This window comes from Eubacteriales bacterium mix99 (assembly GCA_038396605.1).
In the GTDB taxonomy this organism is placed as follows: domain Bacteria; phylum Bacillota; class Clostridia; order Caldicoprobacterales; family DTU083; genus UBA4874.
On sequence record CP121690.1, the window covers coordinates 1,397,310 to 1,409,485 of the forward strand.

The window sequence follows — 12,176 nt, forward strand, 5'->3', positions numbered from 1 at the left end:
CAGATACACCGGTTCAAACAACCATAAAGCAAATTTTCAGGCAGCCGGAGGATTATTATGGGAAAAGGATTCTTCTTTCCGGATGGATTCGAAGCAATCGGGATTCCAAATCCTTTGGGTTTATTGAACTCAATGACGGGTCTTTCTTTAAAAATCTGCAGATTGTATTTACGGAAGAAAAGCTGGACAACTTCAGGGAAGTGGGTAAGCTGGGCGTTGGTACGGCCATTTTTGCGGAAGGAATGCTGACGGAGTCCCCCGGTGCAAAGCAGCCTTTTGAGATGAAGGCGGAAAGCATCCGGGTGGAGGGCTCTTGTCCGTCGGAATATCCTCTCCAGAAGAAACGGCACAGCTTTGAATACCTGCGGACCATCTCCCATTTGCGGCCCAGAACCAATACGTTTTCCGCTGTTTTCCGGGTTCGTTCCCTGCTGGCCTTTGCGATTCATAAATTCTTCCAGGAAAGGGATTTTGTCTACGTTCATACCCCGATTATCACCGGCAGTGACTGTGAAGGCGCCGGGGAAATGTTTCAGGTAACCTCCCTGGATCTGAACAACGTTCCGAAGACAAAGGAAGGGAATGTGGACTATTCCAAAGACTTCTTCGGACGGGAGACTTATTTGACGGTGAGTGGACAGCTTTCTGCTGAAACTTATGCCATGGCATTCCGCAATGTCTATACCTTTGGACCGACCTTTCGTGCGGAAGACTCCAATACCACGAGACATGCGGCGGAGTTCTGGATGATCGAACCGGAGATCGCCTTTGCGGATCTGGACGATGTCATGGATCTGGCGGAGGATATGATCAAATACATCTTTCAGTATGTGCTGGAAAATGCGCCGGAAGAGATGGAGTTCTTCAATAGATTTGTGGACAGGACCGTCATGGATCGCCTGGACAATGTGATCCATTCGAAATTCGGGCGCCTGTCCTACACGGATGCCATTGAAATCCTGAAGAAAAGCAATGCTGACTTTCGTTACCCTGTGGAATGGGGGATTGACCTGCAGACCGAACATGAGCGGTACCTGACGGAGCAGGTCTTCCACAAGCCGGTATTTGTAAAGGACTATCCCAGGGATATCAAGGCGTTTTATATGCGCATGAATGATGACAACAGGACCGTTGCAGCGGCGGATCTTCTGGTGCCCGGCGTCGGGGAGATCATCGGCGGAAGCCAGAGGGAAGAGCGCCTGGACCGTCTGGATGAGAGGATAAAGGAGCTTGGCATGAAAGAAGAGGACTACTGGTGGTACCGGGATCTGAGAAAGTTCGGCGGCACCCATCATGCCGGATATGGTCTGGGTTTTGAGCGTGCCATTATGTACATGACGGGCATGAGCAATATCCGCGATGTCATTCCGTTCCCGAGGACAACGAAGTCCGCTGAATTTTAGAGCGGAATGCCGGAAGGGTCCCGGCGTACGATACGGATGGTCAGCAGTTCCTATGATCCCCAGTCGATCATTGCCTTTGAAGGGTTTGTATCTGATGATGCAAATGGACAACGATACAGAATGATCTGAAGCTTAATGTAAAATGATAGAATGCGACAATATCGGATTATGAAAAGGACAGGGGTTATTGATATGGCGACTTATAAGACAAAAGGAGTCTGCTCCAGAAGAATTGATTTTGAAGTAAAAGACGGTAAGCTGCATTCCGTGCATTTTGAGAATGGCTGTCATGGAAATCTCATCGGAATCTGCCGTCTGGTGGAGGGGATGGACGTGCGGGATGTGATCCATAAACTCCGCGGAATCCGCTGCCAGGGCAGCACTTCCTGTCCGGATCAGCTTGCCCGGGCTTTGGAGGAGTATATGCAGCAAGAGGAGCAGGCAGGCTGACGATGCCTGCCTTTTTATATAAATTAAAGGATATATACTGATTTCATCCGATCTACACTCCTATATAAAACCAGGCCAAAAGGTTGGAGGCATTGGAGGGAGACTAACGACGTAATCCCAGTTATATTTTCTTTGCGACTTGTATAGTTGTATTCTCCTGACGGAATACTGTTTTTGCGTCATGGAACCCTGCGGAATGAAACATTCCAATTTGGTTTTCCATAGTGCAGGGCGTATCATAATGAATGAATTCGTTGTCGGCTATCCCCTGTTCCATGCGCAGTCGGGCATTTTCTGCATAGTAAAAATCCTCTTCATCCTGATTTTCCACCATATAATCACATTCGATATAGATTCCGCCGGATTCTAGGGAACGGGCTATTTTCCGATATAGCCCGGTTTTTGCTTTATGGGAAAAATGGTGCATGGTTTGAAAGGATACGGCACAGTCGTATTTCTCCGTTCCGAATGGGACATTAAAATAATCTCCGCAAATCAGCGTCACTTTCTTGTCGGGATGCTTTTGCTTCAGCCTGTCCAGCATGGCCTGTGTCATATCAATTCCGGTTACCTGGATATCCGGCAGTACTTTGAATATCTCATCCAGCTCCAATCCGGTACCGCATCCAAGATCCAAAAGATGTTGACAAGTGTTGGGAACCAGATGCGCCATGACCCGGTACCCTTTTTTGCAGCCCTCGACTTCCTCCAGCATATGCTCATCATAGCCGTCCACCCGTGACGTAAAAAAGGAATCCATGTGTTCCAAACGATCTTTCATACAGTCATCTCCTGTCCTCAGGCAATTATAATATGCATAGGCAAAAACTTCAATCCACGGACGAATTATATATTACCCTTAACACCCAGGAGCATATCAATTGCCGGTCTCATTTCTGGCTTTTCCCTATACTTAGTCAGCACCATCTTTTCATGATCTGAAATATAAAAGGGTACTGCAGCACTTTTTTCATCCTCTACTCGTAATAAATCCTCAACTGTAATGGACAGACCTCTGCATACGCGAATTACATTTTGAACGGAAGCCCCACCAAGTCCCCTATTTAGCATTCCCAGTAAGGTCGTATATGGCAGTTCTATTGATTTTGCAAAACTCTTAAGCGTGTGACCGGAGTTGGCAACCAGCATTCTAACATAGTCTTCTTTGGTGCATAGGGACTTAATCGATGATAATTGCGTATCGTATCGAAAAATAGAAATTTAAGGGGAGTGCGTCCAGTCTCCATAGAAACTGAAAATAACAGTTCCAGGTAATTCGGATGGAATAAAGCTGCAAGCCATTTCCAGTCTTACGTTGTTTTTATCATAATTTTTTGTTGACATACATAGGTGTTCTATGTATACTGATCTTGTTCACTCAGATATTCAGTTATTTTATAGGCCTAAATTTTAGAGAGCTGATCAATAAATAACAAAAAAGCAGGGGTGGTTCTATGTCAAGATTTCTTTCCATCGCCCCTATTGCGGATATCGGGAGTGATATATCCTGTTTTTCGGAGGCGAGATTTATGAAAGTGGATAAGGGATTGCTTGGCGGGAGTACGAATCTGATGCTGCTGTCGCTGCTCAGCGAATCGGACAAATACGGTTATGAAATTATCCGGGAGCTGGAGCGGCGATCGGACAGGACCTTTCAGCTCCAGGAGGGGACACTGTACCCGGTATTGCACAAACTGGAAAACAACGGTTATGTGAAATCCTATGTGGGGATCGGCGATAACGGGAGAAAGCGCAAATATTATCGGATTACCAACTGCGGAGTGCAGCAGCTGGCAAAGGAAAAGAAGAGATGGAAGGTGTTTTCCGTCTCCGTCAATAAAGTTCTGGGCAGTGAGGTGCAGATCTTTGGATAAGAAAGAAAGCTTTTTGGCGGAAGTACTGTGCTGCGTCCGTTTCCCTTTTGACCGGGAGAAAATCCGCATGGAGCTGGAAAACCATATAGAAGACAGGGCAGGGGATTATGAAGGGAAGGGCTCGGACCGGGAAGCGGCTGTGAATCTGGCGGTCCGGGACATGGGCAATGCCAGGGAAATCGGGCAGGCTCTCAATCGGCAGCACAATCCTGTTTTGGGATGGATCTGGCTGATTACCGATGTGCTTGCTGTTCTGATGGCAGCTTGTCTTATTGTGAGTCTGGTGCTTCCATCCCTGTCATCCCTGTTATCCTTTAATCGGTTGGATCCCATCCCGGCATCCGATATTGTTTTCAGGGCAGAGGTGGACAAAAAGGTGAAACTGGACGATATGGTCATCCATATTTCGGACGTGATCTACGATACAAACGGGGATTTGAACATGGATTATGAGTATTTTGATACCAGGCTGTGGGGAGCGGGATGGACCTTTTCGAATATAGGGGAGATATCGGACAATCTGGGGAATCACTATTCGGAAGGCCGGTTTGAGGAGAGCGGAGGTTTCGTATCCAGATGCCGGCAGATTGTTTCGGATTTTTCTGCAGAGGCGGATACCCTGAAGATTGATTATAATTCTTATAATCGAAAATACCGATTGGAAATTTCCCTGCGGGCAGGTGATAAAAAATGAGCAGACGAAATAAGGTCCTGCGGAATCTGCTGATTCTGGCTGTACTGATCCCTTTGGCAGTTTCCCGTTCGGGTTTGTACCTGAGTCCGTTATTGGCTCATCGGAGTTCCGAGCGAAGTATCCATTACGGTCCTTCCATGGTGGTTCATGTCCGGGATTTTGATCAGGGCAAGTATTTTCTCTGCAAATATGACAAATGGATTTCCTGTGATACGATCCGTCGGACTTTATTCTTCTTCTGGCGTTTTGGGGATCAGGTCACCGGTGTGGAGAACGATCCGGACAAGCCGGTTTGCTGGACCTGGAGCAGCAGGGATACCCACTGCAAAGCCTATGGCATCCTCAATGACGGTCAGGTGAAAAAAATAGAGCTTACGCTGGACGACGACACCGTTCTGACCCAGTCTGATTTTTATGATGACATGTTTCTACTGACATGGACCGATGAGAAGCAAGAAGGGGGAAGAAACCCGCACGGCAGGCAGGTCAAAAGCATAAAAGGATATGACTCCGGAGGCTTTGTTGTTTATGAAGATCGATAGGAACGGAAAGGTAAAATGGATGATGACAGAATCATAAATGGAATGATGACAGAATCACAAACAAAATCACAAATGGATAGATAACAGAATTGTAAATAGAATTATTGAAATGGGAAGTTCAGCCCGTCAGCGGTTCAATACGGACTGACTGTGTGCGAGGAATGCTTCAAATTCCGTCTGGGTCATTTTTTCGGTATGAACCAGATACAGATAATCAAAGTAATTTGGCAGAACGGGGAGGCCCAGGACCTCTTTGGCAAAGGCATGGGCTGCCACCTCACTGCATTTGTTGATATGTGCATGGCGCTTCCAGCCAAGCAGCTGAAAGGTAACCACTTCATCCATCCGGCTGCTCACGGGATCGTTGCTCTCGTATTCCAGGTAATGAAAGAATTCATGGGCCAGATGCAGCTGCAGGGCGTCCTGAGGGGAGAGCAGCGGATTGTCCCCGGAAGGGCTGTCCCACATTGGCGAGCTGTTTTCCGCCAGCGTCCGGATGGATTCCCGCACCAGAGTGACTTCACACCCGTTTTTGCCGAAGGCGCTTTGCCCCCGCCATGTTACACCGATCCGGGTTTCACCGCTTTCCTTCCACAGGATTTTTATATTCTTCTGTGCGTAGAGGGCTTCCATGTCCTTTCCCCTGTAGGCCCTGGCAGCTTCGTGACCAGCGGAAAGGGAGCCATCCACAAACCGGGGGATCTTTTCATGGGGGATTTTATGAAACAGAAGGTCACCGGAAAGCTCGCAAAGGGCGAGCACCCGGTCATCCTGCACCATTTTTCTTATGTCGGTACCGGCAGGACGGGTCTGCTGTGGGTTTTGTGGACGCTCCGGGGAACTTTCCTTCTTTGTATATTCCATACTTCCTCCCTCTGTATTCGTGTCTCTTTACATGCGACCTACTTATAAGCGACGGCAATGATTTCTTCCTCGGGGGAGAGCATTTCCGTTTCGATATCGAGGATCGAGTAAAGCTGCTTTGCCGTTTGCATGCCGGTTAAGTCCAGCATCTTTTCACGATAGAACAAAAAGACTTTTGGAATGGTGGCATTGGCATCGGAATATACCGTATTGGCATCCAGAAACGGATTGAACCGGGATTCCCGATCCTTTTTCGCAAACTTGAGACACTCTGCTTTTCTCCTTTTCAGCCGAATGACTCCTTCCCTGTCCACCATGGCAAGGGAGGTTCGTTTGAGATGGAGAAGGCCGAACAGTACCTTTTTCCTTGTTTCCGCGCGGAAAAGGTTCCATCGGCCCGTGGAATACAGGAAGGAGGTCTGTTCCTCCTCCGTGCCCAGCGCGTCGGCGGCAATCTTCTGCAATTGCTCCCTGCTGAGGACCCTGGCTCCGATATCCTTCTGGCGGAGCTCTGTGGCGCCGCTTGCGATGGCGCGCAGAATGTTTTTGCGGGAATCCACTTCAATCGAAACATCCACTGTTTCTTCCTTTGCGCCGCTTCGGCAGATTTTTTCCATTACATCGGAGCGGATTTGCTTGATATCCTCTTCCGTGGGATTCGCGATGGTGCGCTCCAGGGTTTCCCGTACCATGGCCAGCGCAACGCCGATGGTGGAAATATACGGGGCATTTTTTGCGATCTTGCTGCGCATTTCCATTTTTTCCGCCAGCGGGTTTACGATGACGGATGCGCTGCCGCCGCCTCCCACCAGTGTGACAAACCGACGGTCCAGCCCGTATTCCTCAATCAGCTGTTCCACTAAGACAGAAAGCTTTTGCATGGCCAGGCCCATAGCCTGTCCCGCCGCTTCTTCGGCGGAAATTCCCAATGCCTTGCCCGCGATATCCCATGCGGCACGGGTGCATTCCAGGTTGCCTCTGGCATAGTCGCCTTCCGGCACATAACCGAGAAGGTTGGCGGCACCCGAAAGGGTCAGGCTGTATTCCCTGCCGTTTTGACTGACCACGCAGGCATATTCCGCTGGATCTCCTTCGCGGGGGCAGATCAGGGTCAGTTTCCCGTCTGTGATGGCGCCGTCCTCCAGGTAGCACTCATAGTCTTTTCCTGCAATATGGGCGGAACGGGGACCGACATCCACGATCCTATTGTCCACAATGCGGATCATGCTGCCTCCGGCAATGCCCAATGTGCGCACGTCCAGGCTTTGCAGGAAGGTTTTGTGCCCTCCGACCTGCGCGTATTTGATCATGACCTTTCCGTTTTTGATCACGGAAACATCCACACTGGTTCCGCCGGCTTCAAAGAAAATGCCGTCCGAGACCTTTTCATACATCAGTGCGCCGGCAACACCTGCGGCAAGCCCGGAAAGCATGGTGAGGATGGGACGTTTCTTCATCTCCCGGGTACTCATTACGCCGCCGTCACAGCGCATGATCATCAGGCTGCTTTGGATGCCGGCTTCCTTCACCGCCTGCTCGGTCATATCCGAAGTGCGTATCATGGTGGGGATCAGGCTGCCATTCACGGCAGCTGTGCGTGTCCGCATTTTCAGCCCGTAGAGCTGACTGATTTCATATCCGCCGGTGGCATACATTCCCTGTCTTTCCGCACGTTCCACAACATAGCGTTCATTGGCGGGGTTGTCCACACTGAAGGCTTCACTGGCCACAATGACCTCCGCACCCTGATTGCGCAGGTCCGCAATGGCCTGATCGACGGTCGTTTCGTTCAGTTCTTTGGAATCGAGGAAGACATGGCTGTTTTTCAGAAATTTCTCAGGCGCCAGTTCAATGTCTCCCACATCGGTTTCGCCTTTCGCACTCCGGGCATCTGCTCCCGTGGCCATGCCCAGAATGCCGACATGCGCCACATCGCCTTCCAGCAGTGCATTGGTCGCCTGCGTGGTACCGTGGGCGATGAACACGACATCCTCCGGCTGAACGCCGGTTTCCCGGATCAGTTCGGAAAGAATGCGTACTACTCCGACCGCCACGCCTTCTTTGTGTGTGGTGGGTATCTTATGCTTTGCCAACACCTCATAGGTGGAATTGTCCAGCATAATCGCGTCGGTGAAGGTACCGCCGACATCGATTCCTATTCTTACTTTTTTTGCCATAGTCTATCTCCTCCGGTGACTGGTTATCTTTCGGATCTATCCGCCATATTGGATATATTTTGTGCGTATCGTTTCGGACTTCCAAAAGCAGCAGGAGAGGGAAGAACATCCTCCCCTCTCTGTTTTGTGTGCTGTTCCCGGATAACCGGGATTTAAAAACTAAAATACGAGGAAGCTTACAACAAGCAGGCCGACGATCGTGCTGATCATAATCGGGAGAATGGTTTTTTTCAGGTAGTCGTTTACATCCGTCTTGGTGAAGTCTGCCACCCATACATTCTGACTGTTCGTCGGGTCGCATACGGCCTGTACATTGGAATCAAGACGCAGGGCAAGCATGGCCGCAATGGGATTCATTCCTGCGGAAGCCAGCAGCGCAACAACTCCACTGCCCAGTCCCCAGACGTTGAGAGGACCGCGGTAGATGGCCAGAAAACTCAGCAAACCGAAAATCAGTACGAACGTGACAGCGTTGCCGGGAATAATGGCGTGGATAAATGGTGCAAGAACGGTGGAAACCTCCGTACTGGTTACGGCGTCCAGCACCATGCCAATTCCGATCATCAGGGCTGCGGCGCCTGCCGTATCCTGAATCCCTTCCACAAAGCCGGAAGAAACCACATGGATGACATTCCTGGGTGTGGATAAAATCAGCGTGATAACAATACCAATCATAATAGCGGGAATAATCGGAATGCCCAGAAAAATCAGAATAACAGGGATGATCGGGGAGACGAGAGCAATGCTGCGGACGTTCTTCTGTCCGGCCGTGTCCTGTCCTTCCGGCATAGCCCAGGCCCTGCGCGTCGTTCCGCCTTTTTTGGTAAATCGTATAATCATAAAAATACCGACGAGAATCAGCGGGATCGCGCACAGCCAGGAATAGGACGTAACAGTGGCAAGGTCCAGACCCAATACATCAATGTAAACCGAAAGGGTGCCGGGACTAAACGTAACGCCCACGCCGTTGGCAAGAAGCAGAACCGTTCCTGCGGCCAGCGGGGATACGCCTGCGGAGATCATAATGGGAATGACGATGGTGCCCACCAGAATGATCATTCCGATTCCGTTGGAAGCGGCAAAGATAACGGAGCAGATCGCAAAGAAGGTGAGGGCAATGGGAAGGGGACGGTCGCCTGCCAGTTCCGCCGCCTTGCGGATAATGGTTTTGGTAATGCCCACCTTCGTGAGAACCTTTCCGAACCAGCCACCGAAGAACAGGGCGGCGATGCTGCTTGCCATACGAATGGAGCCATCTCCCAGGACGGTCCCCATTACGGTGGCGCCGTCCTTCTCTGCATGAAGCAGCGGCATGCCTGCCACCACGGCAATTAAAATCGCCATGATGGGAAGGGCAAGAATTGTCGGCAGCTTGCGGGTCATCATCAGCCCGACACTGACCAGAAAAATCAGCAGAATGCCGACAGCTTGGAATGTTTGCATACAAATTACCTCCTGAATGTCGTAGTTACACCATGATTTTTATTTCAGATCAGGTTGTGCTCCGGTCCATCCCTTCCCGGGTCAGACTTCCAGCAGCGCTCCCTGTTTTCTGAGCGTGTTCTGCAGCTTGCCGACAGCAATATCTCCTACCGGCAGGTTCCCCCGCACTGCCATATCGGCGGCGATCCCGGCGGCCTGTCCCATGGAACCTACGGAAGGAGTCAGCCGGATGGAGGCCTGCGCTTCAAAGCTTGCGGAGGCACACCGCCCGGGGACCAGCAGATTCGGCACTTCCTTTGGAACCATGATTTCATAGGGAATGCTGTAATATCCGCCGGAATTCTTTCCTCCCACGTAATGGGTTTCGGTTCCCTGTCCGGAAGGGTTATGAATGTCAATGGGATATCCGGAAAGGCAGATCCGGCTGTCAAATTGCCTACCGCTCAGGATATCCTCTGCCGTAATCCGGTATTTTCCCACCAGCTGGCGGCTTCCGCGGATGCCTACGGACGGCCCGGTAAACTCCAGAATTGCACTTTCAAATCCCGGCGCATGGCTGCGCAGAAAAGCGTCCAGCTCCGCACACTGTCTGCGCCCGGTTCTCTCCGCGTTGCTCAGGCCCTGGGCGCTGGTGGCATCTGCATTCAGTATGCGCGTAGTATTGACAATAAATTCACCGGGATGACTGGTTTCAAACATCAGCACATCCTCCCGCGGAATGGAAAGCTCCCCATCCTTTGCAGCCTGTCTCCATAAGCTGTTGAATCCTGCCAGTGCAAAGGGAACGTCGGAATTCAGCAGATCCAGATTATGTTCCAGACGGGGGAAATCCTCCAGATGCCCTCTTACATAATCCTTCAGGGCTCTGGTATTCACATTCGCATATTTCATGTTCATTGTCATGGGCTGCGGGGCTTCATCCTCCGGACGGCCCCTGGTGTATTCGCATCCGGACCAGGCCATGATGTCCCCGTCTCCGGTGGCGTCAATGTACACGGAACCGTGTACGGTATGCAGCCCGTCCTTGTTGCAGACGGTCAGCCCTGAAAGCCTGCCATGTTCCATCTCCACACCGCCCAGAAAGCTGTGCAGCAGGACATGGCATCCGGCTTCTTCCGCCATTTGATCCAGGATTCTTTTCAGGCCTTCCGGATCAAACGGAGTAACATGGCTGACATAGCGGGTGGTGTCGCGGACATGTCCTTTGGAATATCCGTTCTCTGTCAGTCTGTCCACGATCTCCTGCATCATTCCCCGGATGACCTGCTTTTCCCCCGCATGGAAGGTCATCATCGGTCCGACGCCGCATCCGGTCAGGCTGCCGCCCAGATAGCCGTTTTGTTCCACCACCAGGACAGAAGCGCCCTGTCGTCCTGCTGCGATGGCAGAGGTTGCCCCGGATACGCCGCCCCCGGCGATGATGACATCATAGTATTTCCGGTACAAATCACTCATGACAAAATCTCCTTATCGTCTGACGTTTGGCTGAATTTTTCCATGGATAGTATTCTCCTGATTTTTAAACCGTATCAGCCGTTTTCAATCTCCCGGTATGAATTTATTCCCAAATAAATTTTCCTTTGGATTTTCTTTCATTTTCTCCATTTCTCTTATCCTTACACCGTCATGCTATCATTTATATCATAAACTGTCAATATAGTTGATGCAAAAATTCGCTGTATATCAAAAATATGAATGATGCCAGATCTGAATCATTTTATGCTTCGATCCGAATCATCGTTTATGTTTTTTATGGTACCCTTCATCTTTCATTGCATTTTGTCGTCTTCTAAGGTATGATGAAACATGGGAAGGAGGTGCCCAATTGGCGCCTGTTATTGCTAAAATCGTTTCCATGCAGCCAAATTTCACGGTTGGTGAAAATGAAATCGCACAGTATATCATTCATCATCCGGATGCCGTCATTGCTTCCACCATCAGTGATGTGGTGAAAGAAACGGGTACCAGCGAGGCTTCCCTGAACCGGTTTTGCAAAAAGCTCGGGTATAAGGGATTCAACCGGTTGAAAGTGGCTCTGGCACAGGAAAGTGCCTATACCCAAATGACGCAGGCAACACCTTCGGCGGGTGTGAACCGGATTGCTGCCCTGTGCCAGGACTATCAGCGTGTCCTGCTCAATACCACGGCAATGCTGGATGAGACCATTATCCGGAGTGCGGTGAAAGCTCTCCGGACGGCCGGGATGATATATGTTTTCGGTCTTCCGGACACTTCTCCGGTGGCGTTGGAATTTGCCAACAAGCTTACCCTGGTGGGAATCCCTAATAAGGCAGTATGCGACATTACCAATATTCAAATGGAATGCAGCCATTTGGGAAAGAGCGATTTTGTGGTCTTTATCCTTTCCACGGTGTTTGAAAGGGATATTCTGCCTGTCCTGCAGCTGATGCACGAACGGGAAGCCAAAAGCCTGATCATTACCAGCTACGATGCGCCACAGCTGGAGTCCCTGGCGGATATGAAGCTGATTACCAGTGATATCATTACGACGCAGAATGCGATGTCCATCTCCAACAATCTGATTTTTCTGTATGTAGTGGATGTGCTGTATGCTTCCCTTCTGGACAGCGACAGGTCCCTGCGGGAGAAAAAAATGAACAGCGATGCCATGCTCAGGATGCAGCGGAATCTGAATGATTATGATTTTTGAATCCATCTGCTGCGAAAGCGCCGTTTTTTGTCCCTTTTGAATGGCCTGACGCTTTTCA

At 50.2% G+C, this 12,176-nt stretch carries 12 protein-coding genes; 6 read left to right on the top strand and 6 right to left on the bottom strand.

Annotation, left to right across the window (positions count from 1 at the left end; genetic code table 11):
- Positions 1-23 precede the first annotated feature (23 nt).
- Together asnS and QBE55_06000 are read left to right on the top strand one after the other, a co-directional pair.
- Positions 24-1,403, top strand: coding sequence for an asparagine--tRNA ligase (gene asnS / locus QBE55_05995; protein WZL79880.1), 1,380 nt, complete (start codon positions 24-26; stop codon positions 1,401-1,403).
- Between the two features lie 192 nt (positions 1,404-1,595).
- Entirely contained in the window at positions 1,596-1,853 is a 258-nt protein-coding gene (locus QBE55_06000) for a TIGR03905 family TSCPD domain-containing protein (GenBank protein WZL79682.1), read from the top strand.
- 121 nt (positions 1,854-1,974) lie between these two features.
- On the opposite strand, the gene QBE55_06005 is transcribed toward QBE55_06000, so the two are convergent.
- Together QBE55_06005 and QBE55_06010 are read right to left on the bottom strand one after the other, a co-directional pair.
- Positions 1,975-2,634 carry a class I SAM-dependent methyltransferase gene (locus QBE55_06005; protein ID WZL79683.1) on the bottom strand — a complete coding sequence of 220 codons (660 nt, stop codon included), beginning with the start codon at positions 2,632-2,634 and terminating at the stop codon, positions 1,975-1,977.
- 65 nt (positions 2,635-2,699) lie between these two features.
- Positions 2,700-3,002: a hypothetical protein gene (locus tag QBE55_06010; GenBank protein WZL79684.1), complete on the bottom strand. Its 303-nt coding sequence runs from the start codon at positions 3,000-3,002 to the stop codon at positions 2,700-2,702.
- 380 nt (positions 3,003-3,382) lie between these two features.
- Between QBE55_06010 and QBE55_06015 the strand changes: the two genes are divergently transcribed.
- The 3 genes from QBE55_06015 to QBE55_06025 are packed head-to-tail and all read left to right on the top strand — an operon-like array spanning position 3,383 to position 4,963.
- Positions 3,383-3,727, top strand: coding sequence for a helix-turn-helix transcriptional regulator (locus QBE55_06015; protein WZL79685.1), 345 nt, complete (start codon positions 3,383-3,385; stop codon positions 3,725-3,727).
- Positions 3,720-4,421, top strand: coding sequence for a permease prefix domain 1-containing protein (locus tag QBE55_06020; GenBank protein ID WZL79686.1), 702 nt, complete (start codon positions 3,720-3,722; stop codon positions 4,419-4,421). Before QBE55_06015 ends, QBE55_06020 begins: the two co-directional genes overlap by 8 nt.
- A complete protein-coding gene (locus QBE55_06025) occupies positions 4,418-4,963 on the top strand; it encodes a hypothetical protein (GenBank protein WZL79687.1) in 546 nt (181 codons plus the stop codon). The genes QBE55_06020 and QBE55_06025 overlap by 4 nt, the downstream gene beginning before the upstream one ends.
- 126 nt (positions 4,964-5,089) lie before the next feature.
- Here the strand turns inward: QBE55_06025 and QBE55_06030 are convergent, their stop codons facing one another.
- The 4 genes from QBE55_06030 to QBE55_06045 all read right to left on the bottom strand — a co-directional run bounded on the left by QBE55_06030 (position 5,090) and on the right by QBE55_06045 (position 10,902).
- The gene (locus tag QBE55_06030; protein ID WZL79688.1) at positions 5,090-5,827 is read right to left on the bottom strand and encodes a hypothetical protein; all 738 of its coding nucleotides are present in this window, start codon (positions 5,825-5,827) and stop codon (positions 5,090-5,092) included.
- A gap of 38 nt (positions 5,828-5,865) precedes the next feature.
- Positions 5,866-8,004, bottom strand: a complete 2,139-nt coding sequence (locus QBE55_06035; protein WZL79689.1) for a hydantoinase/oxoprolinase family protein — start codon at positions 8,002-8,004, stop codon at positions 5,866-5,868.
- Positions 8,005-8,163: 159 nt separating this feature from the next.
- Positions 8,164-9,447 (bottom strand): citrate transporter, encoded by a 1,284-nt coding sequence (locus QBE55_06040; GenBank protein WZL79690.1) that lies wholly within the window; start codon positions 9,445-9,447, stop codon positions 8,164-8,166.
- Positions 9,448-9,528: 81 nt separating this feature from the next.
- On the bottom strand, positions 9,529-10,902 hold the full coding sequence (locus QBE55_06045; GenBank protein ID WZL79691.1) for an FAD-dependent oxidoreductase: 1,374 nt from the start codon (positions 10,900-10,902) through the stop codon (positions 9,529-9,531).
- A 370-nt stretch (positions 10,903-11,272) separates the two neighbouring features.
- On the opposite strand from QBE55_06045, the gene QBE55_06050 reads away from it, so the two are divergent.
- Entirely contained in the window at positions 11,273-12,118 is an 846-nt protein-coding gene (locus QBE55_06050; GenBank protein ID WZL79692.1) for a MurR/RpiR family transcriptional regulator, read from the top strand.
- The last annotated feature ends 58 nt before the right edge of the window (positions 12,119-12,176 follow it).

Excerpts from the sequence above, each read along its gene's own strand:
- QBE55_06000 (WZL79682.1), top strand. The coding sequence starts at position 1,596 with ATGGCGACTTATAAGACAAAAGGAGTCTGCTCCAGAAGAATTGATTTT.
- QBE55_06005 (WZL79683.1), bottom strand. The coding sequence starts at position 2,634 with ATGAAAGATCGTTTGGAACACATGGATTCCTTTTTTACGTCACGGGTG.
- QBE55_06010 (WZL79684.1), bottom strand. The coding sequence starts at position 3,002 with ATGCTGGTTGCCAACTCCGGTCACACGCTTAAGAGTTTTGCAAAATCA.
- QBE55_06015 (WZL79685.1), top strand. The coding sequence starts at position 3,383 with ATGAAAGTGGATAAGGGATTGCTTGGCGGGAGTACGAATCTGATGCTG.
- QBE55_06025 (WZL79687.1), top strand. The coding sequence starts at position 4,418 with ATGAGCAGACGAAATAAGGTCCTGCGGAATCTGCTGATTCTGGCTGTA.
- QBE55_06030 (WZL79688.1), bottom strand. The coding sequence starts at position 5,827 with ATGGAATATACAAAGAAGGAAAGTTCCCCGGAGCGTCCACAAAACCCA.
- QBE55_06035 (WZL79689.1), bottom strand. The coding sequence starts at position 8,004 with ATGGCAAAAAAAGTAAGAATAGGAATCGATGTCGGCGGTACCTTCACC.
- QBE55_06040 (WZL79690.1), bottom strand. The coding sequence starts at position 9,447 with ATGCAAACATTCCAAGCTGTCGGCATTCTGCTGATTTTTCTGGTCAGT.
- QBE55_06045 (WZL79691.1), bottom strand. The coding sequence starts at position 10,902 with ATGAGTGATTTGTACCGGAAATACTATGATGTCATCATCGCCGGGGGC.